20 protein-coding genes are annotated in these 23,649 nt (G+C 67.2%); 12 read left to right on the top strand and 8 right to left on the bottom strand.

Features of this window, described 5'->3' with window-relative positions:
• The first annotated feature begins 1 nt into the window (after position 1).
• The 8 genes from RIE32_13175 (at position 2) to dcm (ending at position 9,512) form a co-directional block, all read left to right on the top strand.
• Positions 2–511 carry a FixH family protein gene (locus RIE32_13175; protein ID MEQ9097202.1) on the top strand — a complete coding sequence of 170 codons (510 nt, stop codon included), beginning with the start codon at positions 2–4 and terminating at the stop codon, positions 509–511.
• Complete coding sequence (locus RIE32_13170) at positions 508–1,281, top strand: sulfite exporter TauE/SafE family protein (protein ID MEQ9097201.1); 774 nt, start codon at positions 508–510, stop codon at positions 1,279–1,281. Before RIE32_13175 ends, RIE32_13170 begins: the two co-directional genes overlap by 4 nt.
• Positions 1,278–3,725 (top strand): heavy metal translocating P-type ATPase, encoded by a 2,448-nt coding sequence (locus RIE32_13165; GenBank protein MEQ9097200.1) that lies wholly within the window; start codon positions 1,278–1,280, stop codon positions 3,723–3,725. The genes RIE32_13170 and RIE32_13165 overlap by 4 nt, the downstream gene beginning before the upstream one ends.
• On the top strand, positions 3,722–3,865 hold the full coding sequence (gene ccoS / locus RIE32_13160; GenBank protein ID MEQ9097199.1) for a cbb3-type cytochrome oxidase assembly protein CcoS: 144 nt from the start codon (positions 3,722–3,724) through the stop codon (positions 3,863–3,865). The genes RIE32_13165 and ccoS overlap by 4 nt, the downstream gene beginning before the upstream one ends.
• Positions 3,866–3,920: 55 nt before the next feature.
• Positions 3,921–4,562: a heme-binding protein gene (locus tag RIE32_13155; GenBank protein MEQ9097198.1), complete on the top strand. Its 642-nt coding sequence runs from the start codon at positions 3,921–3,923 to the stop codon at positions 4,560–4,562.
• 36 nt (positions 4,563–4,598) lie between these two features.
• Complete coding sequence (locus RIE32_13150; GenBank protein ID MEQ9097197.1) at positions 4,599–4,856, top strand: hypothetical protein; 258 nt, start codon at positions 4,599–4,601, stop codon at positions 4,854–4,856.
• Positions 4,857–5,078: 222 nt separating this feature from the next.
• Positions 5,079–7,235: a GC-type dockerin domain-anchored protein gene (locus RIE32_13145; protein ID MEQ9097196.1), complete on the top strand. Its 2,157-nt coding sequence runs from the start codon at positions 5,079–5,081 to the stop codon at positions 7,233–7,235.
• A 915-nt stretch (positions 7,236–8,150) separates the two neighbouring features.
• Entirely contained in the window at positions 8,151–9,512 is a 1,362-nt protein-coding gene (dcm, locus tag RIE32_13140; protein MEQ9097195.1) for a DNA (cytosine-5-)-methyltransferase, read from the top strand.
• Between the two features lie 915 nt (positions 9,513–10,427).
• Here the strand turns inward: dcm and RIE32_13135 are convergent.
• From RIE32_13135 to RIE32_13125, 3 genes are all read right to left on the bottom strand, one after another.
• On the bottom strand, positions 10,428–12,671 hold the full coding sequence (locus RIE32_13135) for a Z1 domain-containing protein (protein MEQ9097194.1): 2,244 nt from the start codon (positions 12,669–12,671) through the stop codon (positions 10,428–10,430).
• Positions 12,672–12,674: 3 nt separating this feature from the next.
• Positions 12,675–14,255 (bottom strand): ATP-binding protein, encoded by a 1,581-nt coding sequence (locus RIE32_13130; protein ID MEQ9097193.1) that lies wholly within the window; start codon positions 14,253–14,255, stop codon positions 12,675–12,677.
• A gap of 66 nt (positions 14,256–14,321) precedes the next feature.
• Positions 14,322–15,101 (bottom strand): HNH endonuclease, encoded by a 780-nt coding sequence (locus RIE32_13125; protein ID MEQ9097192.1) that lies wholly within the window; start codon positions 15,099–15,101, stop codon positions 14,322–14,324.
• 630 nt (positions 15,102–15,731) lie between these two features.
• Here RIE32_13125 and RIE32_13120 point away from each other — a divergent pair.
• The 4 genes from RIE32_13120 (at position 15,732) to RIE32_13105 (ending at position 18,888) form a co-directional block, all read left to right on the top strand.
• The gene (locus RIE32_13120) at positions 15,732–16,448 is read left to right on the top strand and encodes a hypothetical protein (GenBank protein ID MEQ9097191.1); all 717 of its coding nucleotides are present in this window, start codon (positions 15,732–15,734) and stop codon (positions 16,446–16,448) included.
• Between the two features lie 401 nt (positions 16,449–16,849).
• On the top strand, positions 16,850–17,092 hold the full coding sequence (locus tag RIE32_13115) for a hypothetical protein (protein ID MEQ9097190.1): 243 nt from the start codon (positions 16,850–16,852) through the stop codon (positions 17,090–17,092).
• Between the two features lie 23 nt (positions 17,093–17,115).
• The gene (locus RIE32_13110; GenBank protein ID MEQ9097189.1) at positions 17,116–17,316 is read left to right on the top strand and encodes a hypothetical protein; all 201 of its coding nucleotides are present in this window, start codon (positions 17,116–17,118) and stop codon (positions 17,314–17,316) included.
• 36 nt (positions 17,317–17,352) lie between these two features.
• Complete coding sequence (locus RIE32_13105) at positions 17,353–18,888, top strand: SDR family oxidoreductase (protein MEQ9097188.1); 1,536 nt, start codon at positions 17,353–17,355, stop codon at positions 18,886–18,888.
• Here the strand turns inward: RIE32_13105 and RIE32_13100 are convergent.
• The 5 genes from RIE32_13100 to RIE32_13080 all read right to left on the bottom strand — a co-directional run bounded on the left by RIE32_13100 (position 18,885) and on the right by RIE32_13080 (position 23,505).
• Complete coding sequence (locus RIE32_13100) at positions 18,885–19,562, bottom strand: SCO family protein (GenBank protein MEQ9097187.1); 678 nt, start codon at positions 19,560–19,562, stop codon at positions 18,885–18,887. The two genes, RIE32_13105 and RIE32_13100, sit on opposite strands and share 4 nt — an antisense overlap.
• A gap of 1 nt (position 19,563) precedes the next feature.
• On the bottom strand, positions 19,564–20,328 hold the full coding sequence (locus tag RIE32_13095; GenBank protein ID MEQ9097186.1) for an ABC transporter permease: 765 nt from the start codon (positions 20,326–20,328) through the stop codon (positions 19,564–19,566).
• Complete coding sequence (locus RIE32_13090; GenBank protein MEQ9097185.1) at positions 20,325–21,227, bottom strand: ABC transporter ATP-binding protein; 903 nt, start codon at positions 21,225–21,227, stop codon at positions 20,325–20,327. The genes RIE32_13095 and RIE32_13090 overlap by 4 nt, the downstream gene beginning before the upstream one ends.
• Positions 21,221–22,192, bottom strand: a complete 972-nt coding sequence (gene cyoE / locus RIE32_13085) for a heme o synthase (GenBank protein MEQ9097184.1) — start codon at positions 22,190–22,192, stop codon at positions 21,221–21,223. Before cyoE ends, RIE32_13090 begins: the two co-directional genes overlap by 7 nt.
• Before the next feature lie 98 nt (positions 22,193–22,290).
• On the bottom strand, positions 22,291–23,505 hold the full coding sequence (locus tag RIE32_13080) for an endonuclease/exonuclease/phosphatase family protein (protein MEQ9097183.1): 1,215 nt from the start codon (positions 23,503–23,505) through the stop codon (positions 22,291–22,293).
• Positions 23,506–23,649: the final 144 nt, after the last annotated feature.

The raw sequence follows: 23,649 nt of genomic DNA, 5'->3' as shown, positions 1-23,649 counted from the left end.
CATGACGGACCATGCTTCAGCAACCAGCGCTCCTTCGCGCAATCGTGCGTGGCTCTGGCCGCTCGCGGTCGTCGGCATGCTTGCGATCTCGATGTCCGTCTGCGCGATCACGGTGGTCGCGGCCGTCAGTGATCCGAGCTACGCGATCGAGGACGACTACTACCAGAAGGCCGTCGACTGGGACCAGTCGCGCGAACTCGAACGGGCAAGCGCGAAGCTCGGCTGGCGAGCCGAGCCACGGGTTCTAACTGGCAATGAAACACTTTCGATCGTGCTGCGCGATGCTGATGGCGAGCCCATCGCGGATGCTTCCGTTCGTGCTCTTGCCTTCCACCACGCACGCCGCGGCGATGCCCGAGCCCTTCGCCTGATTTCCCAGGGCGATGGCCTGTACACCGCCCCGCTGACCAACGCTCGGGCGGGGCAATGGCAGGTCCGCATCCGTGCCGTTCGCGGACGGGACCAGTACGTCTCGACGCAGGACGTCTTCAGCCGGGTGGACGCGCCGTGACGCCGACGATCGCCAGTCTGGCCGCCGTGCTGCTGGCGAGCCTTGCGGGCAGCCCGCACTGCGCGGGCATGTGCGGGGTGTTCGTGGCCATGGCGTGCGGTGCGAATCGTGACGCCGGTCGCTCGGCGCACGTGCGCACCCAACTGGCCTACCACGGCGGGCGGCTGGCGGGCTATGCAACGCTCGGCGCCATCGCCGGCGCCCTGGGCGGCGCCATCAACCTCGGCGCCGACGCCGCCGGCCTCCAGCATGCCGCGGCGATCCTTGCGGCAGCGACGATGCTCGTCGTGGGCGGCGCGTGGCTGCTGGCCGAGACGGGCCTGCGGCTTCCGCGCATGCCGACGCCGCGGCTGATCCGGTCCGCCTTCCGGGCCGGCATTTCGAGGGCGGATCGCTTCGGCGCGACCGGTCGCGCCCTGACCATCGGGCTGCTCACGGCCCTCCTGCCCTGCGGCTGGCTCTGGGCCTTCGCAATCATCGCCGCCGGCTCGGCCTCGCCGATCTGGGGCGCCGCGGTGATGGCCACGTTCTGGATCGGGACCGTCCCCATCCTGGCGGGGCTGGGGCTGGGCATCGGCGCCCTGCGGGCACGGCTGGGCCCACGTGCCCGCGCCCTGGCGGCCGTCGCGATGATCGCCATCGCGACCCTCACCGTGGTGCGGGTGTATCGCGCCGACCTCAGCGGCCTGGGCGCCCGCACGGCAGCCCAGCCTGCCTCGTTGCAATCGCCGCCTACCGAGGCCCATTGCCCCCTGTGCCCAGAGCCATGACCGCCATTGCCGCACCCAGTTCGACGACCAGGTCGCCCCGCGAGGCGCAGGCGAGCCAGCCCTGCGCACACTGCGGGCTGCCATCGCCCGCCGGCGAACGCTTCTGCTGCAACGGATGCGCCATGGTCTACGAGACGATCTCGGCCTGCGGGCTGGAGCACTACTACGACCTCAAGCGTCGCCTGGATGCGCAACGCGAGCCAGCCAGCCAGCCCGCGGGCAGCTTCATAGAGCTCGACGACGCCGCGTTCCTGGCCCGCCACGCAACGCCGCTGCCCGCGGGCCTCATGCGCATCGAGATGTACGTGCAGGGCGTGCACTGCGCCGCATGCCTCTGGCTACTCGAGCGCCTGCCGACGGTCGTCCATGGCTTGCAGAGCGTGGAACTCGACCTCGCACGCCGCACGGCTTCGCTCGTGTGGAACCCCGCCGAGGTAACGCTCTCGACCATCGCGCGCGAGTTCGCCCGTTTTGGCTACCCCCCGCATCCGGTCGAGCCCTCGGCCGCCCGCGACGCCCGCCGGCTGGAGGACCGCGCCTACCTGATCCGCATCGGTGTCGCCGCGGCGTGCGCGGGCAACGTCATGCTGCTGGCCTTTGCGCTCTACAGCGGGCAGTTCGACGCCATCGGCGAGCCCTACCGCACCGCGTTCCGCGTCCTGAGCGCCGCCATCGGATTGCTCGCCCTGGCCTGGCCGGGCAGCGTGTTCATCCGCGGCGCGTTGGCGGCCATCCGCACGCGGACGTGGCACCTGGACACGCCCATCGCCATCGCCCTGGTCGCCGGTAGCGCCGCCGGCCTGCTGGCGGTCGTGCTGAACGCCGGGGAGATCTACTTCGACTCGATCACGATGCTGATCTTCCTGCTGCTCATCGGCCGGTGGCTGCAGATGCGTCAGCAACGCCGCGCGACCGACGCCATCGAGTTGCTCTTCTCGGTCACGCCCCGACGCGTCACGCTCATCCGCGACCGTGAGCCGGTCGACGCGGCGATCGACGCGGTGGTCGTGGGCGACCTCGTGGAAGTTGCGCCCCAGCAGTGCGTCCCGGTCGATGGCGTGATCGAACACGGCACTACGCACGTGGACGCCGCGGTGCTCACCGGCGAGAGCCGACCGATTGCGGCGACCATCGGAGATCCCGTGGCCGCGGGGGCGCTCAATCTCTCGGGCGCCATCCGCGTGCGCGTGACCGCCACGGGCCGCGACACCCGCGTGGGCAGGCTCATGGCTGACATCGAGCGCCTGAGCCGAGCACGAACGCCGGTCATCGGCAGCGCCGACCGTCTGGCCAGGCCGTTCGTGCTGGGCGTAATCACGCTCGCCGCGTTGTGCTTCCTGCTGCGGCTCCCCGCGGGCGTGCACGCGGCATTCGAGTCGACGGTCGCCATGCTGATCGTCTGCTGCCCCTGCGCCGTCGCCCTGGCCACGCCGCTGGCGACCTCCATGGCGATCGGTCGCCTGGCCGGCCGCGGCACGCTCGTCAAGGGCGGCGATACCTTCGAGACCCTGGCCGGGGCGCCAACGCTCGTGCTGGACAAGACGGGCACGCTGACCGAAGGGGCCTACAAGGTGCGCGACTGGCTGGGCGAAGACGCCCTGCGTCCGGTCGTTGCCGCGATGGAATCGGGCGCATCGCATCCGATCGCCCGGGCCCTGGCCGCCGGCGACCAGCATCCGCGCGTCGGCGATATCGTCCATCACGGTGGTCTGGGCGTGACCGCGTCGTGCGAGGGGCGGCGTATCGCGGCGGGCTCGGCGGCGCTCACGCTTCGCGAGCACGCGACCATGCCGGGTTGGGCCCGGGACGCCGCCGCCCGGGCCCAGGCCGCGGGCTTGACGGCCGTGTTCATCGCCAAGGACGACGACGTGGCGGCCGTCGCGCTGCTGGGCGATGCGCCGCGGGCCGAGGCGCGCCGGGCCGTCGACGACCTCCGCGCGCTGGGCTGGCGGCCGCGTGTGCTCTCGGGCGACGACCAGCGCACCGTGACGGCCATCGCCGCCCAGGTGGGCATCGACGACGCGGCGGGCGACGCCCTGCCCGAGGCCAAGCGCGACGCCATCGCCACGCTCAAGACAGACGGCCCGGTCGTCATGGTGGGCGACGGCGTGAACGATGCCGCCGCGCTGGCCACCGCAACGATGGGCGTGGCGGTCAGCGGTGGCGCCGAGGCCTCGATGGCCGCGGCGGACGTCTACCTCGGCCGCCCGGGCCTGGCCCCCCTGGTCGACCTGGCGCGCACCAGCCGCGGCGTGATCGCGCGCATCCGCCTGTGCCTGGGCCTTGCGATTACGTACAACGCCGTGGCCGCGGCCCTCACGCTGGCCGGGCTGATGTCCCCCATCGTGGCGGCCATCGTCATGCCGCTCAGTTCGCTGACCGTCCTGGCCATCGCGATCGGCGCCGGCCGCCCATCGCCCCAGACGCAGGAGTCCACGCCATGAGCGTCCTCTTCATCGTCCTGCCGCTCGCGCTGGTGCTCGCCGGCGCCGCCGTGTGGGGGTTCGTGTGGATGGTCCGGTCGGGCCAGTGCGACGACCTGGACACCCCCGCCTCGCGCGTGCTGGTCGACGACGACCGCTGAGTCGGGGCTTCCCTCGGCCCCGACCGCCCCGTCGTGGAAGCTCGAAGAATCGGGCATGCCACGAAAGTGCCTCCGCGTCGCCGCGTTCGCCGCCGTCGGTTTGCTGGCCATCGGCCTGCTCACGCTGGTCGGGTGCGTCCGCACCAGCGGGGGCGTGTGGTACTTCAACAGCGCCGCCTTCCCCGAAGGCTGGCCCGAGCTGACGCCCGTGGGCGAGGTCCACATCCGCTCGTATCCGGTCTACCGGGCCGCCAGCGTGACGCGCGACGATGCCGACGGCGGCATGGGTCCCATGTTCAACACGCTCTTTGCGCACATCAAGTCCAACGACATCGCCATGACCGCGCCGGTCGACATGGGCTACGCGGCGGCCGATCCATCGGGCGAGCCCGACGCGATGTCGTCCATGGCCTTCCTGTATCGCACGACCGAGCTCGGCCAGGTCGGCAGCGATGGCCTGGTGCGTATCGAGGACGTACCGCCTACGACCTACGCCAGCACCGGCGTCCGCGGCCGCTACTCCCAGAAGAACTTCCAGCGCGGGCTCGAGCGCGTCGAGGCATGGCTGGCCAGCCAGCAGGGCTGGACGCCGGCCGGCCCGCCGCGCTACCTGGGCTACAACGGGCCCTTCACGCCGTGGTTCTGGCGGTATGGCGAGGTGCAGGTGCCCGTGGCGCCGGCCGATCAAGGAGAATAACGCCTCGATCAGAACGGCGACCCCGTACGATCGCCCATGGCCGCCGACGGCTCCAACCCCCGCCCGACCCACCAGACCTGGCCCTCTCGCGTGGTCGAAAACCATCCCTGCCCCACGGCCGCCCCGCCGCCCAGGGCCGAGGACTGCGGCGACCGGGGCACGTACCGCTCGGTCTGGTGGCAGGGCGGCATGGGCTCTAGCTGGAAGGCCGCCGGCATCGTTTTCGCCATCCTGCTTGGCCTGGCCCTGCTGCGGCACGTGATCGGACCGATGCTCTCGCCCGCGGGCCCCTGAGGAGCGTCGGCGACCCACGCCTGCGCGTCCATCGGCCGCCGAGTCCCATGTTTGGTGTAACCCGGGCGCCCACCGCCGGTATACACCGCCGCGGGCGGTCGAACGGCGCGCAGCCGTACTGGCACCCGGCGCGATCGCACCGGTCCGATGCGGCGTCGAGGAACTTTCGAGGGGTGCGTGTTCGAGGGGGCGTGCTCAAGGGGGCCTAGAGGAGGCGTGGAAATGGCGAGCTTGAGGATTCCCACGGCCGGCGCGGCGGCGCTGGCGGCCGTCATCGGGGCGCCCGGGTCGGCCGCGGCCCAGGCGTTCGAATGGACCAACCCCGCGGGCGGATCGTGGCACGAGGCGGCCAACTGGGATCTGCTGGCCGTTCCTTCCAGCGGCGCGACCGCGCGCTTCACGCTGCCGGGCGCCTACCAGGTTCTGCTCCGCGACGAGGACGCCCAGGTGCGCTCCATCGAGATGCGCAATCCCGACGCGGTGCTCGGCATCGGCGCCGCGCGGCAATTGACCCTCACCGGCCCCACCCACGTGCTCGACGGCACGCTGGTGATCAACGACGAGGGTCTGCCGGCACTCTCGGAGCTGACGCTGCTGAGCTCGGGGCCGATCGCCATCGTGGGCACGGGCGAGATCGTGCTGGTGGACGATTCGCACTGGAGCACCACCTATGCCGACCTGGACGACGCGGGCACGCGCAACCCCAAGACCATCGGCCCGGGCATCACCATCCGCGGCTCGGGCTGGGTGAGCCTGGACTTTTCCAACACCGGCACGGTGCGGGCCGATGCGCCCGGGCGCGAGCTGCAGGTGCGAGGCATCGTGACGAACACCGGCGTGCTGGAGGCCACCGACGACGGCGTCCTGCTGATCAGCAGCATCGTCGAGCAGGTCGGCAGCGGGCGCATCGTGGCCAACGGCGGGCGCGTGCGGCTGGCCGGCGACGTCCGCGGGGGCGGCATCATCGCGACCGGCGGCGTGGTCGAGGCTGGCGGCGACCTGACCGACATTACGCTGGTGCAGGGCGACCTGGTCCTGCCCGAGCAGGGCTCGGTCCGCATCCTCGATGGCATGACGATGAACGGCACGCTGCACGTGACCGGCGTGGCCGCCGGAGGATTCTCCAGGGTGTACCTGGCCACCGACCAGACCCTCTCGGGCGCGATGACCATCGCCCTCAACGAGGGCACGCCGGTGGCCATCGGCGCCGCCCAGCTCGCCGACTGGTTCACCAGCCGGCCGACCACGACGCTGGACACCGGCGTCGCGGTGCGCGGCTCGGGCGTGGTGAGCGCCACGCTGATTAATCGCGGCGTGATCAGCGCCGACCAGGACGGCGCCGAGCTGGCCCTGACCGAGAACGACAAGGACAACCGCGGCCGCATCGAGGCCACCGCCGGCGGCCTGCTCCGCATCCAGTGCGACGTCACCCAGAGCGTGGGCGGGCTTATCATCAACGACGGGGGGTCGGTCCGGCTTATCGGTTCGGTCATCGGCGGGCGGCTCGATGCCCGCGGCGGGCCCATCGAGGTCGCCGGCGGCAACGCATCGCTCGAGCGAATCACGCTGCTGGGCGGCCAGGTGGGCGTCCAGGCCGGCCGCGACCTGACGCTGCGCGGCGACATCACCAGCGACGGCGTGCTGCTGATCAACCGCGATGGCGGGCCCGAGCCCGCGCGGGCCGTGCTGGCCACCAGCGGCTCGATCCGCGGGGCGGGCGAGGTGCGCCTCCACGACGCCGGCGCCCCCACGGGCGCGGCCCAGCTGGTCCAGGCCGCGGCGGGGCTGCGCACCACCATCGGCCCGGGCACGTCGATCACCGGCCGCGGCCGCGTGTCGGGCAGCTACCTGGTCGAGGGCGCGCTGGCTCCCGGCGGCGCGGCGCCGGGGCCGATCGGCACGCTGGAGGTCTCGGGCGAGGTGACGCTGGCCGCCCCATCGCGCCTGCGCCTGGACCTGGCGGGCCCCGCCGACCCCACCGGCCACGACCGGCTCACGGGCGACGCGGCCTGGACGCTGGGCGGCACGCTGGAGGCCTCGGCGATCGACGGGTACGAGCCGGGCCGATGCGACACGTTCACGCTGCTGCGCGGGTCTTCGATCGAGGGCGTCTTCGACGCGCTGGCGCTGCCGGCGACGGCCGGCGGCGTGCGCTGGTCGCTGGCGGTGGTCGACGCGGCCGGGGGCGCGGCGCTGGAGCTGCGGGCCCGCTGCACGGCCGACGCCGACGGCGACTGCGAGCTCTCGCTGTTCGACTTCCTGGCGTTCCAGAACCTGTTCGACGCGGGCGATCCCACGGCCGACCTGGACGGCGACGGCGCGCTGACGATCTTCGACTTCCTGGCGTTCCAGAACGCGTTCGACGCCGGCTGCCCCTAGGGCCGCCCCGGCGCCCGCCGAGCTGGTTCCCGGCGCCTTGCCGGCTCCTGCCCGCAAGCGACCGCCCCACGGGGGCGCACCCGGACCCGAGCTCCCCGCCGCGCGGGGCCTGCTCGCGGCCGCGAGGCGCGGGCCCGCCGCCGCGCGGGGTGTTCGTGCGGCCGCGAGGCTGGTTCGTGCGGCCGCACGGGCCACCTTCCCCGCCGCGACCGCCGATTCCGCGTCCGCGCGCGTCGCGCCCACGGCTGCACCCATCGTCACCCCGGCCGCGAGCCTTGCTACGGCGGCCGCGAGGTCGTCCCCCGCCCATGCGAGGTCGACGCTCGCATAGGCGATATCTATCGCCGCGCGTGCGAGCACGATTCTCCTCGATAGGACGTCCCGTAGTCCCCGGCCCAGAACGGCCCCCACGCCCCTTCGGGCCGGTTTCCATATCCGGACCCCCGGCGAGGCGCCGCCCGCGCGCGATCCGGGGACGCCGCGGGTCCGCGAACACGCGACGAGGGGCCGGTCCACACCCCCACCCCTCCGGGCGGCCCTGCGTACGCACGCGGACCTTTCTTCCCGCTCCCCCGCTCCCAGCGGGGGAGCTGCCGAGGTCTGCCGAGGCTGAGGGGGTCTGGCTCCCTCTCCCGCGCGCGGGAGAGGGCTGAGGGTGAGGGGCTGACCGTTCCGCCTCGCGGCCGCTACATGAACGCCGCTGGCGTTTGGACCCGAAAGTTGACCTCCTCCAGCGACATAGGCCCGCGGAATACGAACTCGATTACCGTTCCGGGCGTGAGCCGGCTTCGCAGATCGATTCCTAAGCCCACGTGGGCAAAGCGGTCTTCCAACGAACTCATGGCTTCCACAGCAACCAGACGATGTTTGGCTATCATTCGCACGGTCGTCGACACGGACCCGTCAGGACCCGCAATGCCAAAACGCCATTCGCTGCGATTCATCGATCTTTTCGCCGGCCTAGGCGGTTTCCACACCGGCCTACAACGTCTCGGGCATCGGTGCGTCTTTGCTTGCGAGAAGGATGAGCAGCTCAGGGAGATCTACGGCCAAAACTACGGCATCGTCCCTGCAGGTGACATCCGTGAACTCGACGTCCTCGACATACCGGCGCATGACGTGTTGTGCGCCGGATTCCCGTGCCAACCATTTTCCAAGGCGGGAGAACAACTGGGCCTTGATTGCGAGCGAGACGGGGACCTCTTTAGCGAGATAGTTCGGATTCTCGATCACCACCGACCCCGTTGGATCCTACTGGAGAATGTCGCAAATCTTCTCAGGCACGACGGCGGCGGCACGTTTCGCTGGATGAAGGACGAATTGCAGTCGCTCGGGTACACCGTGTCCGAAAAAGTGCTTTCTCCCCACAAATTTGAGATCGCGCAGATCCGAGATCGCGCCTTCATCGTGGGCTCATTGAATGGGCTTGACGCCTTCGAGTGGCCAAACCCGTCCGACGTTGAACCGAGTATTCGAGGCATCCTCGATCGCAAGCCCAAGAACGCGCGTTCGCTCCCCGAGCACTACGCCGAGTGCCTCGCGGTCTGGCAGGAGTTCCTCGACCGCATTCCGCAAGATGAGCCCCTACCCTCGTTCCCAATCTGGACGTTCGAATTCGGCGCCACGTATCCCTACGACGGCCGCCCCCCGCTCCTGCGAGACCCGAGGTACCTGGCACGTACACGAGGCTCATTTGGCCAGCCCTTGAAGGGCCTCACCGATGAGGAGCGTGCCAATGCGCTCCCCAGCTATGCGCGCGGATCCAGTCCGTTTCCTCAATGGAAGCAGACGTTCATCTCGCAGAACCGAGAGTTCTACGAGAGGCATCGGCGCAGATTGAGAGGTTGGCTTCCGAAGCTCAAACCCTTTGCCCCCAGCTTGCAGAAGCTTGAGTGGAACTGCAAGGGTGAAGTGCGAGAACTGCGTGAGCATGTCTTGCAGTTTCGAGCTTCCGGCGTTCGAGTGAAGCGTTCGAATTGGGCGCCGGCACTGGTTGCCATGACGACAACGCAGGTCCCGGTCATCACCTGGGAACAACGATACATGACCGTGCGGGAGTGCTCTCGGCTTCAGGGGTTGGGGCAACTCAATCTCGCACAGCTCAAGCCCACAAACGCATATAGGGCCATCGGAAACGCAGTAAGCGCCGATTTGGTCACATTGGTCGCTCGGCAGTTGCTGAACGACACACGACAACCAGAGAGGAATCGGCCAATCAGATCATCGCGCCATACACGATCTCGGCCAGCGGGCGCGAGCCTCTTTGCTCCAAGGTGAGCGTCGTCGCGTTCTCTAGGTGCGATCGGAAACGCACGGCGGAGACATCGGGTGGGGGCGGGTGTGGCTGAGGAATAGACGAGCCATCGTACAGTCGAAGGGATCGCATTGCCGATGCCTCATCGAAGGCAAATTCCGCCGCGCTTATCCATGCATCCCCAAGGTACTCGACGCACAAGCGATCTACCTTGCTCCGCAGTGTTTCGCTCTGACCAGCGATCACCAGGCAATCTGCCCAAAGATCACCAATCGATGTGCCTCCATCCTGGCGGGACAGGAGCAGTGAGGCAACCGATACAAACAACTCGTCGCGCGGAGGCCGCAACTGCTCAAGCGAGAAATCGTGAACGCGAGCCTCACCAGTCGTTGCCTTAACCTCTAGTCTCTCCACTCCGAGAGCGAAATCATGTCGCTCGGCGGCATCAGCATGCCAGGCCTCGAGCATTGACACGCCATCCGCAGCACGGGCAATCAAGAGCAACTCCGCCCAGAGACCGGCGGGCGGCCTACCGGGTCGAGCAGCCGCAGCAAAGAGATTGGCGAGATGAGAGATAGCTCGATTCACGCCAGCGCGTTGTCGACCGGCTGATTCAGCCGGTAACGCATTTGCCACGCACCTAACGAACAACTGGCGACCCTCTTCGCCGTCTATTGTGCAACGCACTATTGACAGACGGCGCGCCTCGCGGTTGCCGTCGTGATCGATTATAGAGGGCACATCGTGATCTACGGCTACAACTCGAAGGCGCATCCCCGGAGTGGTTTGCGGGCCCTCAGCATTCAACAGAACAATCGGACAGCCTCTGTCATCTCGCGCAAGATAGGCGTCTTCAATGGGTTCAAGCCGGATAACTGGAAACCGCTCTTTGGTTGCGGGTGGTACGGCAAGCAGGTCCGACCACAGATGCACACCGCTCAAGGCGTCGGCTCCAAGATGATGCGATCACTCAACACACCATCGCTCACCCAGAGCGCGAGAACGGGTACGTTCGAGGCTTCAGGCAAGGCCTCCGCCTTCTTTGCCTGGGCCACGGTCATGTTCTTGTACAGGTCAAACACATGGATCTGGAGCGTGACCTCGTGCCTATGAACTTTCTGATCACCCGGATAAATCGAGCCTTGAGGCCCGCGCGAGCTATCACGACCGGGCACCTCGCCGGCAAAAGGATTTAGTGATGCTCTGCGGTCTGCGTGTACCTTGATCTGGCGTGCACGGTCACCATCACCAGGGCGCATTCTCGCCAACATAGCCAACTCGTCGGGATGCTGTTCAAGCCGGTTTCGGATAAGGAACATGGCATTGGCCCAGTCTTCCGCATCTTGGTCACCTGGTATACGAAAGTCTACGAGCAGGTTTTCATACAGGTCCTTAAGCGGCACATCGGCCACTCTGTGACGCTCGCGATCGCCGCCGGGCTTGCCAAAGTCATCAGGCACAAACAAGTCTTGCAGAGGCTCGATGAACGCCTCAAACAACTCGAGATTCTTCCGGCACGCACTTAGGTCTGACAGCATGCCCTGTTGCCGGAACCAATTGTTGCCTTTACTGAGCCGTTCAACGCTTGGATCCATTATCGACGATCGGGTAGGATGCATCCCTTTGCCGATGAGAATCTCTCTACGGACTCTGCTAAGATCCAGCGAGGGCGTCTGAGCTGCTGCTCTCAGTAAGAAATCATGTATACTACGTTCATGCTCGACGTAATCGCGATAGGCATCGATCAAGCCGGTCTCTAGAAACAGTCGACAAAAGCCAAGATAAGGCCGCTTGTATCCGAAGAATCGCCCGCGCTGCTGAACAGTGTCCGCGTTTCCGACACCGACTCCACGAGGCATATAGGTAACCGTCAGCCCTTCGACTGTGAATCCACGATCGAGCTTCTGCCCACCGACAAGCAGCCAGGATGGATGCTGACGCCAAGTCAGATTGTTTGTTTCGCTGTCCGAATTGACCTTTTCTACTTGGGTCCGCGCGATCGCTTTCGGCAGCCGCCTCACCAACTCATCGAACGGTCTCAATTGTGGTACCGTGGCCTTCAAGCTCTGGTAGCAGTGAAAGAAATCTGGCAACAACTGCTGGCGGCCGGACTCATCTGCCAACAATTCTTGCCAATCCGATACTGCGGACTGCACCCAGCGGTAGAACCTGTCATGGCTTCCAATCAAACGAGAAGGGTGCACCATCATCGATCGATTACCTCTAGCTTGCGAAGCATTGAAGTCAGCTACGCCAAGAAAGAACAAACGCATTGCTTCGTGTAGAGTTTCCGGGGGCTGCACATCTTCGGCGTCAGCATCGGCCTCACTTGGTGGTATTGGTCGAACAAGTGCCACTCCGTTGGTTGTACGAAAGAAATCCTCACCACCCACATAATCCTGCCCTGGGCGCAGGACACTCGCAAAGTTGGGGGACAGCAAGTCAATAAGTGAAATCAGTAGAGGGCCCTGCGGGGTAGCTGTGTATTGGAGATAGGTATGGCTTGGCATCGCCCGCCGCATTTCGAGGATGGCGGAATAGATGGTACTTTGTTCGCCTTGGCGAACGCGAGTATTCAGGCCAGCTTGATCGGCCTCGTCGTCTATGACGATTGGGGAATCCATAACATCTGCGAGTTCGCGTAACACAGTCGCGAGACGACGAAGGTGTGCCTGGTGTTTCAGAACCGTGATAATGTACGTGTGTCGTTCTTCCTCAAGCTCGTCGGGGTCGTCCCATGCAGACAAGACCGCGCGAATATTGGACACATCAGACTGCTTGGGATTGTGTTTCATGACCCATGGCCTTCGATATTCATCAATATCGAGATCAGCCATGAGTCGCCTGCATGTCTGCTCGGCAAGGTTTTTCTGCGTGCCCGCTAGCACGACGATCAACCTGTACCCATTGTCGTGAGCTGCAGCTGCTACGGATGTAAAGGAAAGCGTCTTGCCACTCTGTACTCTTCCTACAACGAGGCCGGTTCGATAGCTGGGCCGCGCCTTAGTCGAATTCACTGGTGGCTTACATTGCCGCAAAATATCAATCGTTGCCTCGTGGAGTCGCTCAATGGCATCGGTATCGTTCTCTAGTTTTTGCTTGCTCACAGAGCGCAGTTCTTCACCGATCTTTGGATCCCAATCTTTTTCTGATCCAGATTGCAAAGAAATTGTCGTGTTCATTGATTACTCGTCTTCTTGAATACCTGGGCCTGCGAGCGGGCCGCGCATTAGTCTGTTGAGTATTGTGCGTACTGCTGCGGGGTAGTTGTTTCCTGCATCTGCCGCAATCTTCTCCGCCAACGCCAGGCCAGCTGCCACACGCAACAAAGGCTCGACGTGTCCGCGATCAAGCTTCGGCAGGCATGACATAAATGGATGGGCCAAGGACATACGAACGCCCAACTGATGGCGTCCGTTCCCATCGACGCCCGCTGTGACGGCCTGAGCAATATCTAGCCACTTGTCAGACGGCGTTGCGTCGAGTTCAAGCACAACCTGCCATGGGTGGCCGTCAACCTCCATCTCAATGATGTGTTGGGCTGCAAGCTCCTCCGATGGCGGCAACGCCGACTCGGGCTCTGTTGCCGGAGGGGGCTGAGTGCGTGCGTCGTGCACCGCACCCGGTACGCCGTGCCGAATGCCCTCCGCGGTTGCTTGAGCGGCTTGCTCTGCCACCTTGCCAACGGACTCTCGTGACACTTTTTCGCGGTAGTTGCGCGCTTGCCGGATGAGCGGAAGGTCATCCTCGTCGAGGCAGTGCTTGAGCAAGTCCAGGAAATCTTGTTCGCGGTCTTCCCAGCGAAAGCCATCCTTCGTGTGGCTAACGTCAAAGCCTTCCAGGTGTATCTCGCCGAAGAGTCGCTGAAACACATAGCTATTCGAAGCACCGAAGATGTAGGGTGGCCGATACTTCTCATCCCCGCTGCCCTGGATGACGCGCCTACGCCTGAACAGAGACAGGCCGGCTGTCGCTGTACTGCCCTTGCGCAGTAGTCCAGCAAAGCCCCGTGCCCTCAGTTGGCCGCCCTGGCCATTATCACCGATCTCAAGGTCAATCGTGCGTCGCCATTCAATGGGGTCGCCATCGGGCTCATGGTTACTACCAAATCGTGGCGCATTGAGAACGTCTGGCTCTTGGTACTCAAGCTGCTGTCCATGACAGATCAACTCCAATTCGCCGTGACGAAGGAAGTCCCGGTAGATATCGCTGAGGTGATCCTTGATCTTGCCGATTGTCCGACCCTTGGGATTCGTCCGGCAATCGTTGAGCTCGACAATGGTGTAGTGTGCGTCAGCTGGAGCCGAGTGACGCTCAATGTCAAGCTCTTCGATCTTGTCCTGCACGATCTGCTCGATATTGAAAGACACGCGTCTCTCGAAAGGGTCGCCCAAAGCACTCGTGCGTACAGACCACTGTGGAGCAAACCAACACGAGGCACTCTTCATACCCATGCCGAATTCGCTAAGGCCTCCCTTTTGTGGTGGTGCTTCCGCTGGGCGAAAGGCGCGCGGGAAGTCTTCGATTCGGATCCCCGCAGCATTGTCTCGGACCTGAATAGTCTTGCCGTTCGTGTCGAACTCAATCTCAACACGAACAGCACGAGAGCCCGCATCGGCCAAGCGATCCCGATTAGACAGAAAACTCTGCGTGGAGTTGTCCACATACTCGGCGAGCGCATGCCACGGCTTGTACTCAAGGTGGCGAAGAACACCCAGAATATTTACGCCAGGGCGGATTCCCACTCGAGACGCGGCTTCAGGCATACGCAGTTCCCCTTGCAGGCCGATGCTATCCCTACCGTGGTCCTAAAGCAGCTGGGTGGTCCTGCCCTAATCAGGGCACTCTGACTTGGCAGCCTTAGCCCGGAAGACGTGTTCCCGATGCCAGCGCAGTGCTTCCCGATCTGGCTCGAACCGTTCCGGCATCTCGGCCTTTCGACCGGCCAGCCCGCCGAGTTGGTTGGCCAGCCCACCCCCGACACCGTCGAGCGAAAGCGCCGGTGTAACCAAGATCGTCCAATTGGCGTCTAGCGCCAGGAAGCCCTTAGCAAAAGCCTGATGATGCAAAGGATTAAGGCAGAGGCCGTTCTGTGGATCCCCCACCCGCTGCGGATCGCTAGCAGGCGTAATGATGTGGGTCGCTACCAGCAACTCGGGTATGGCAAGTCCCGTCAAGATGCATCTCTCTTCGTAGCAAGCCAGAACAGCTCTCCGAAAGAATGTGTTTAGAGTCGAATCACTGGCAACGGCAGCCAGAGATCTGGGCTCCGTCGTGTGTTCTGACTCGGTGGGGGTCTGACCTGTCAGCTCCAACCAAGCTCGTTCGGCGGACAGAACCGTATTGGGGTGGTCCTGCTCAAGCCGCTTCCATATTTTTGCGTCGAGTTCACTGGCGTGGCCGAGTCCCTTCCGCCCGATCGCCAGCCGCGCCGGATCTCGGCTGGCGAGATTGTGAAGCTTCATCAAGACGGCTGCAGGAGTCCGGTCCAGGTGCTCGGCTAGAACTCGAATGTCTGGTGTTTGCTCATTCCAGCGGTGGCGTGGAGTCACCGAGTAGAGCCAGAAGGCCGCAAGGGTCTCAGATTCCGTCCAGTGCGTGTTGCGCGGCATACGCCAGGCTATGGCGCAACGTGGCCAAGAGCACGCCCTCTCCGCTGGCTCACGCCAGCGGCTCGTTCCGGCCGCGCGAGTCTTGGCATGTCGTCATCCACGTGACCAGGCCCCCGGCGTCGCCGCGGAGGCTCGTCAGAGGCTCGCGAATCACGCCCCCGCCGAGCCGAACCCGGCCCCTCACCCCGGCCCTCTCCGCGTGCGGGAGAGGGAGGCAAACGTCCAATGCCGGGCGCGGTCTCCCCGCCAGACCGGGGGGGTCGGGACCCAGCAGGGGCCCGCTGGCCGGCCGGGCGCGACAAAAAAATCGCCCCGAAAAATCCAGTTCCCGCCTGCATTTTCACGAAATCTCGCCCGCTTCTTGCAGATTCACAAAGCAAAACCCTCAAGCGGCCCCGCGATCTTCTCGATACCCGGTTTCGACAGTCGCGCCGCACCGGCGGGCGTGGCGAGCCGAGGGCGCCCCACGGGGGGCAACGGGCCCGACGCAGCCAGACGACCGGCGCGGACGCGAAGAGCGGTTCGTTCGTCTCCCAGCGGCGACACACACACCCACCAAAGGAACGTGGGACGCAACCAACCGGGCCACGCAAGGCTCGACCGCCGCGCAGACGAGAAGGGGGTGCCCCCATGGCACGACGCAAGCCTGAACAGGAAGCCGCATTCATCGCGTGGAGCCGGGCCCGGGTCAACCAGTGGCTGGGCGGGCAGGCCGGGCCGCCGAATATCGGGCTGACGATCGATCAGATCAACCAGGCCGATGCGCTCGTGACCGACCTGGAGACCAAGCACGCAAGCATGATCGCAAAACGCGACGCCGCGGAAACGGCGACCGGTGTCAAGGACACGGCCTACGCCGAGACCGACAGCTACATGGCCGGCATGATCGACATCATCGACGGCTTCGCCAAGAGCACCAAGGACCCGGGCGTCTACGCGCTGGCCGGCATCGCCGAGCCCAAGAAGCCCAGCGCCCGCACCGAGGCCCCCACCCCCGCCGACATCGCCACCCGCATCACCAGCAACGGCGACGTCGTGTTCACCTTCAAGGTCGCCGCCGGCGGCTCGGCCACCTTCCCCGTCCAGCGCAAGACCATCTCGCTGGACGGCTACACCGGGCCGTGGGAAGACCTGGGCCTGGCCAACAGCGACAAGAAGTACACCGACCGCACCGCCAACTCGGGCGTCTCGGCGTACATCTACCGCGTGGCCACGCGCCTGACCACCGGCGTGCAGAGCGAGTGGAGCGAGTGGGCCACCGCCAGCTTCGGCGTCGATCCGGGCGTGGTCGCCCGGGCGGTCGAGGCGGCCAGGGCCGACGAGGGCCCGAGCGCCCAGGCGTCCTGAACCAACCGCCAGCACCGGTGCCGCGGGCCCCGCCGAGGGCCCGCTTTCGCGCGCCAACAGCGCCTCCACCCAATCGAACGCTGCGGCCACGCGGGCCGGCGCGCGCCCCGCGCACCGGTGCGGATGCCGCCCGCATCGCCCGCCGGCGCGGGCGGCAACGGTCCGTGAACGCGGCTTCATGCACGCCGTGCGCTCAGCGGGCCCGGTGTGGGTCCGGAATGCCCCAACGGCCACCGGGCCGACGCCACCGCGGGTGTTGGTTGCCCCGCGGGTTTGCCGTGCGGCTTGACCGGGCAATCGCCGGGGGTGCAAGCGTTGTCGCGCGGCCGCCCCCTGCTCGTGAAGGGGGCAGCACGACGGCGCGAGCCGTCCAACGCAAGCAGATCCGAAAGGAGTCCACCATGTCCGACGCGACCAGCACCCACACCACCAACCACACCACCACCTGGCCCGACCTTGCCATCGGCCTGTACGACCGGCTGACCGGCCGCGGCGCCGAGATCACCTACGAGTTCGACAAGCTCAACGTCCACGTGCCCAGCGGCACCGGCGAGCGCGCGGCCCACGCCGCCTGGACGCTCGACGGATCCGTCCGCATCCGCACGCGCGACAACGCGTCGGGGGGCGGCGGCCCAAAATCCTGACCGCGGGCCGGCTCGATGCGCACGTGCGCCGCGGCGAGAAGACCTCGCGCCTCACGGTCCGCTTCGAACAGGGCGCGGTGCACGTCAGCAGCGACGACGTGCTCACCCCGGCCATCCAGCTCTGGCGGGCGCGCCGGGCCATGCGTCGCGCGGGCGCCCGGCCCGCGGGCGTGCCCATCACGCTGAGCCTGGGTCGCCTGCCCCGCATCCGGTCGCGCGTGTAGCCCGGCGTGCCCCACCGCCAAGGAATACAACCCGGCATGGCTTCGCCCCAGCCGCAACGCAATGCGCCGGCCGAGCGGCCGCGCGTCTTCCTGACCGGCGGCACCGGCTACATCGGCGGCCGCCTGGCGCCCCGCCTGCTCGAGGCGGGCTTCACCCTGCGCTGCCTGGCCCGCGAGCCGCGCAAGCTCGAAGACCGCCGCTGGGCCAGCGATCCGGCGTGCGAGGTCGTCCAGGGCGACATCGAGGACACCGACGCGCTGGCCGAACGCATGCGCGGCTGCGACTACGCCTACTACCTCGTGCACTCGATGCTCTCGGCCGGGGGCGGCTACGCCGAGCACGACCGGAAGCTGGCCGAGTCGTTCGCCGCCGCGGCCGCCCGGGCGGGCGTGAAGCGCATCGTCTACCTCGGCGGCCTGGGCGAGATGGGCGAAGACCTGAGCGACCACCTGCGCTCGCGCCGCGAGGTCGAGCGCGTGCTGGCCGAGGGCGACGTGCCCGTCACGGTGCTGCGGGCGGCGATGATCATCGGCTCGGGCTCGGCCTCGTTCGAGATCCTGCGGTACCTGGTCGAGCGCCTGCCCATCATGGTCACGCCCAAATGGGTCAGCACGCCCTGCCAGCCGGTGGCCATCGCCGACGTGCTGCACTGGCTGGTGCGGTGCCTGCAGGAGCCGCACACGACCGGGCAGACCTACGAGGTGGGCGGCGCGGGCGTGAGGACGTACAACCAGCTCATGCGCACGATGGCGCGCGAGCTGGGCCTGCCGCGGCGGCTGGTCATCCCCGTGCCGGTGCTCACCCCCGAGCTCAGCAGCCGGTGGATCGGCCTGGTGACGCCGGTGAGCGCCCGCATCGGCCGCCCGCTGGCCGAGGGCCTGCGCAACCCCGTGGTGGTGCGCGAGAACGACGTGCGCGAGGCCATGCCCCACGAGCCCAGGACCCCCGAAGAGGCCATCGCCCTGGCGCTCAAGCGCACCAGCCTGGCCGAGGTGGAGACCTCCTGGTCGTCGGCGGGCGTGGTCGAGGGCGACCCCGACTGGGCCGGGGGCCGCGTGTTCATCGATGCGCGCACGTGCGAGATCGATGCGCCCCCCGAGGCGGTCTTCCAGGCCGTCTGCCGGGTGGGCGGGGGCCACGGCTGGTACGCGGCGGACGTCCTCTGGCGCATCCGCGGGTGGATGGACACCATCGCCGGCGGCCCCGGGCTGCGGCGCGGGCGACGACATCCCGAAGAGGTCGCCTTCGGCGAGGCCCTGGACTTCTGGCGCGTCATCGCCGTCGATCGCCCGCGCCGGCTGCACCTGCTGGCCGAGATGCGCCTGCCCGGCCAGGCGGCCCTGGAGTTCTGCATCGACCCGAGCGATGATGGGCAGCGCAGCACGCTGCACATGACGGCCCGGTTCAAGCCCAAGGGGCTGCTGGGCCTGGCATACTGGTACAGCGTGCTGCCGCTGCACCACTTCGTCTTCAACGGCATGCTCCAGGGCATGAAGCGCGCCTCGGAGCGCATCGCCCGCGACGGCGCCAAGGCGCCAGGCGGTCCGAGCGATTCGAACCGGTCGGCCTAGCGCAGCGCGCGGGCGGCCGCGCGGGCGCGGCTGCGCAGCTCGGCCATGCGGTCTTCTTCGTAGTACAGGTAGATGCCCAGCACCTCGCGGCCCGGCCCCACCAGGATCAAATGCGAGGGATGGCTCACGTTGTTCATCGTGGTGCCGTCGGCCTTGGTGATCTGCCGGCTGGCGTCTTCGCCCACGTGGAAGTTCAGGCTGTCGCGGACGATCGAGCGCACCTGCTCGAAGGGACCGGTCAGGAAGCTCCATCGCTCGAAGTCGACCTCGTTGCGCTCGCCGTAGGCCCGCAGCACTTCGGGCGTGTCGTTGTCTGGGTCGACGCTGATGCTCAGGAACCGCACGCCGGTGCCCTCGAGCCTGTCCTGGTGCTCGACCATCTGGCCGGTCATGCCCGGGCAGGCAAAGGGGCAGTTGGTGAAGATGAACGCCAGGATCGTGACGTGGCCGTCGAGGATCGAGGCGTCCACGGGCCGCCCGTCCTGGTCGGTCAGCTCGAAGTCGGGGATGGCGTAGCCCACCAGCATCTCGTCGGGCTGCAGCGGGTCGTCGCCGGGGCGGACCAATTCGGCATCGGTGACGGCGGTCGGCCGCATCATGATCAGCGTGCCGACCAGGCCCAGGAAGATCAGTGCGACGATGACGATCGCCATGAAGAGTCGTTTCTGAGACAAGTCAACCTCCTTGCGGGCGCGTGCGTCCCATGGCCAGCAGCGCGACGACGATTCCCACGGCGGCAAAGCCCAGCGAGAGCATCGTGGCCGGCAGGTCGACGCCGCCATCGACCCCGGCCGCCACGGCTCGGTGGCACCATCGCAGCGGATTGACCATGGCCACCGTCCGCAGCCACCCGCTGGCGCCCTCGACCGGAAAGATCGCTCCGCTGAGCAGCCACATGGGCATGAAGACCAGGTTCATCACGCCGTGGAAGCCCGACGCCGAATCGACGCGCCACGCCGCGGCGAGTCCCAGGCCGGTGATGCCAAGCGACAGGCAGGCCAGCGCCCCAAGGGCCGCAGCGACCCCCACCGCCGTCACGCTTGCGCCCACCAGGGGCGCGCAGGAGACCAGGACCAGGGCCTGTACGAAGCCGAGCACGCCGCCGCCGATGAGCTTGCCCGCGGCGATCGACCACCGCGGCGCCGGGCTGACCAGCACCGCCTGGAGAAACCCCTCGTGGCGATCCTCGATCAGCGAGATCGAGACGAAGATCGCGTTGAACAGCACGACCAGCGACGCCATGCCGGGCACCAGGTAGAGCGATAGCGAGGCTGCGTCATCGCCCAGCGACTCGGGGCGGATGCTGCCGGCAAAGCCGCTGGCCACGAACAACCACATCATCGCCGGCGTGGCGATCGCCACGGCAATGCGCAGCGGCTGGCGCACCAGTCGGCGCACCTCGCGCCCGGCGAGCGCGATGGCCGCGCCCGCGCCACTCACGCCGCGACCTCCCCATCCAGCGGCGCCCGGGCCAGGTGCAGGTACGCGTCGGCGAGCGTGGGCGGACGAACGCTGAAGGCGATGCCCCGTGCGGCAAGCCGGGCGGTCCACGCGGCGAGTTGTGATTCGTCCGCGGGCCGAGCCACGCCCGATCCGTCGGCTCGACGCTCGAACTCAACCGGCTCGGGCACGTCAACGCCGGGGGGAATCGTGATGAGCAGCGAGCCCAGGTTGGCGACGAGGTCGCCGGGAGCGCCGGACGCCACGATGCGGCCCTCGTGCATCATCATGACCGTCGAAGTGCGCTCGGCATCGGACATCAGGTGCGTGCTCATGACCACGGCAAGGTCCGGGCGATGAGCGCGCAACGAATCGATGGCGCCCAGGAGCCCGGCTCGGGCGGGCAGGTCCAGCCCGACCGTGGGTTCATCCAGGAGCAGGACGTCCGGCTCGGCCAGGATCGCCCGCGTGAATTCGACGCGTCGCACGAGTCCGCCCGAGAGCGTCCGGACTCGATCATCCAGCCGGTCGTCGATGGCCTGCTCGCCGCACAGCCGCTCGATGCGGCCTGCCGTATCGGGGATCCCGAAGAGCGCCGCCTGGAGACGCAGGTTCTCGCGGACGGTCAGGAGCGGATCGAGGGCTGGGTGCTGGAAGACCACGCCCAGGCGCAGCCCGGCGCGGGCGTGGACGCGGCCGGACGCGAGCGACTGAAGCCCCGCGATCGTGCGCAGCAGCGTGGACTTTCCAGAGCCGTTGGGCCCAAGCAGGGCAATCGCGTCACCGGGGCGCAGTTCGAGATCGACGCCCGCCAGGGCACGCCTTGGCGTGCCTCGCCGCGTGCGATGTTCGACGACGCCATCTTCGATACGCACGAGCCAGTCGGTGTCGGCTACCACCCCAGCGCGGCCCCCAGACCCGCATCGACCACCAAGGCAGCCAGGAGGATGGGCAGGTAGATGACCGAACCGATCAGCACCCGCCGCGCATCGGCGCGCGTTCGTGTCCTGGCGACCCGGATAGTCAAGAGCAGGAACCACACGCCCGCGACCGCGCCAACGGGCACCGCGACGAAGCCCGGCGTCACGTCCATGACCATGGGCGGAAGGATGGTGACCGGAAGCAGGATTGCCGCCCAGAGGACCATCATGGCCCACGTCCACCGGCCGCTGCGATCGACCACGGGCAGCACGCTGTAGCCGCCGGCGGCGTAGTCGTCCTTGTACATCCACGCGATCGCCAGGAAGTGCGGGATCTGCCAGACGAACATGATGGTGAACAGCGCCCAGGGGCCGATCTCGGCCAGCGACGCCCACGTACCTCCGGCGCATGCCCAGCCAATCACCGGCGGAAGCGCGCCAGGCACGGCGCCAATCCACGTGCTGCTCCAGAGCCCGGGCTTGCTGGGCGTGTATACAAAGAGGTAGCTGAGCACCGTGGCGGCGATCAGCGCGGCCGGGGCAATGCCGGCCAGGGCCCAGGCCAGGGCGACGCCGAGCGCGCACAGTTCGATGCCGAACAGCAGCACCGCCCGCGGCGTCACCCGGCTGGTTGGCAGGGGACGATTGCTCGTCCGGGCCATCCGGGCGTCGCGGGTTCGCTCCATCCATTGATTGAGCGTGTTGGCGCCGGCCGCGGCCAGCCCGGCCCCGAAGATGGCGGCCACGAACCCCATGACCAGCTCTGCAGTGGCAGGGCGATACGACAGCGCGCCCAGCCCGAAGCCCAGGGCGCTGGTGATGGTCACCAATCGCGTGATGCGGGGCTTGGTCGTCTCGTACAGCGCCGCCAGGCTGGCGCTTCGGGCGTCCGCCGGCGTCAATGCCACCGACGCGACCTGGGGCTGCATGCGGGTCGTCTGCACTGGGGACTCCGGGGAAGGGAGGGCAGAAACTGCTGCCTCACCGGAATCTTTGCGGTCTGGCCGAAAAGAGTCCACCTCGCATGGCGGTTTTGCGGGCGTCACCAGCCCGGCACCGAGATCTCGGCCCACACCGGGAAGTGGTCGCTCGGGAAGCCTCGACTGCCCAGCCGCTCCGCGGGCGGGGTGGTCCAGATGCCAGAGCGGAGAACCTCCATGCCCTTGCTGGGAAGCACGTAGTCGACCCGCAGCCCGAATCGTGCGGTATCGGTCGGCTCCAGGTCCGGAACGGGCTCGTCATGACGCGGGGGTTTCAGTCGCTGCACGCGCGGGTGCTTCAGGAGACGATCTATGGCTTCGCCGACGTCGCTGCCCTTCGTCGGATCGGCGTTGAGGTCTCCCAGGATTACGAACAGCTCGCCGCGCGCAAGCCCGCCGGTTTCACCATCGTCCGAGGCGATCCATCCGCGGTTGTCCAGGTAGTCATCCCAGAATCGGATTTCGTCGTGGTTGCGGGCCTTGTTGCGTTGTTCTGAGCCATCAAAGGCGGGCGGCGTGGGGTGGCTGCAGAGGAAGTGCACGACGGTGCCGTTGGGCAGCTTCACGGGGATGTCCCAATGGCTCTTCGAGCTGAGCCGCATCGCCGCCCATTCCTCCTGGTCGTACCAGGGCGTGCCGTCCTGGTCGATCGGCATGCGGGCATCGGGCATCGCGCTCCAGGGGAGCAGGCGAAACGAACGGATCTCCTCGTCCAGCACGTCGAGGCGGTGGTCGACCAGCAGGGCCATGGCGTATTGACCCGGGTAGGCGCCAAAGCCCCAGCAATCGTTGCCGAACGCCCTGCCTTCTTCGGACTGCGGCGGGACCTCTCCGGATCGCGAAGCCCGCGTGGGGCGTGGGTAGGCTGTCACGACCTCGCCGTTGTTGTCCAAGTCGAAGCCACTCGGGCGTCCGGTGTTGGAAGGCAGCATCACCGCGCGGTACCGCAGCGGTTCCAGGCCGGCCCCCTGGCTGACTTCCAGATAATGGTCGACGAAGCGGCGACCGTTGGACCCCTCCGGCTCGTCGACCGGGACGCCCGGCACACCATGCCAGTCGAACGCGATCTCGTTGACCAGCAGGACGGTCGGCCGCAGCCGCTGGATGACCTCGGCGATCCGCTGGACGCGTGGCTGGTCATTGATCAGCAGATCCGTGGTGGACACGTCTTCGATATTAAACGTGGCCACTCGGATCTCGACGTCGTCGCCCGTCTGCCCGAGGGCGTAGGCGGCCGTGGCGGCGGCGAGGAGGATCAGGCAGGCTCGGCGGATCATGGCGAGGCAACGATAGAACCACCTTGGCTGGGCGTGGGGATGCGTGCTACCATCCCCCTCGCGAAGCGGCAGGACGGGAGCCGGCTGCGATGAGCCAAGGATCGCCCATGTGGGCCATCGGCGGCGAGGCGCAGGCAGGGGTTG

The sequence above is a fragment of the Phycisphaerales bacterium genome (genome assembly GCA_040221175.1).
In the GTDB taxonomy this organism is placed as follows: Bacteria; Planctomycetota; Phycisphaerae; order Phycisphaerales; family UBA1924; genus JAHCJI01.
Note: the sequence above shows the minus strand (reverse complement) of the source record. Positions and strands in the feature narration are given on the sequence as shown.

Coding starts and splice junctions, on each gene's coding strand:
- RIE32_13175 (MEQ9097202.1), top strand. CDS start 2: ATGACGGACCATGCTTCAGCAACCAGCGCTCCTTCGCGCAATCGTGCG.
- RIE32_13165 (MEQ9097200.1), top strand. CDS start 1,278: ATGACCGCCATTGCCGCACCCAGTTCGACGACCAGGTCGCCCCGCGAG.
- ccoS (MEQ9097199.1), top strand. CDS start 3,722: ATGAGCGTCCTCTTCATCGTCCTGCCGCTCGCGCTGGTGCTCGCCGGC.
- RIE32_13155 (MEQ9097198.1), top strand. CDS start 3,921: ATGCCACGAAAGTGCCTCCGCGTCGCCGCGTTCGCCGCCGTCGGTTTG.
- RIE32_13150 (MEQ9097197.1), top strand. CDS start 4,599: ATGGCCGCCGACGGCTCCAACCCCCGCCCGACCCACCAGACCTGGCCC.
- RIE32_13145 (MEQ9097196.1), top strand. CDS start 5,079: ATGGCGAGCTTGAGGATTCCCACGGCCGGCGCGGCGGCGCTGGCGGCC.
- dcm (MEQ9097195.1), top strand. CDS start 8,151: ATGCCAAAACGCCATTCGCTGCGATTCATCGATCTTTTCGCCGGCCTA.
- RIE32_13135 (MEQ9097194.1), bottom strand. CDS start 12,671: ATGAACACGACAATTTCTTTGCAATCTGGATCAGAAAAAGATTGGGAT.
- RIE32_13130 (MEQ9097193.1), bottom strand. CDS start 14,255: ATGCCTGAAGCCGCGTCTCGAGTGGGAATCCGCCCTGGCGTAAATATT.
- RIE32_13125 (MEQ9097192.1), bottom strand. CDS start 15,101: ATGCCGCGCAACACGCACTGGACGGAATCTGAGACCCTTGCGGCCTTC.
- RIE32_13120 (MEQ9097191.1), top strand. CDS start 15,732: ATGGCACGACGCAAGCCTGAACAGGAAGCCGCATTCATCGCGTGGAGC.
- RIE32_13115 (MEQ9097190.1), top strand. CDS start 16,850: ATGTCCGACGCGACCAGCACCCACACCACCAACCACACCACCACCTGG.
- RIE32_13105 (MEQ9097188.1), top strand. CDS start 17,353: ATGGCTTCGCCCCAGCCGCAACGCAATGCGCCGGCCGAGCGGCCGCGC.
- RIE32_13080 (MEQ9097183.1), bottom strand. CDS start 23,505: ATGATCCGCCGAGCCTGCCTGATCCTCCTCGCCGCCGCCACGGCCGCC.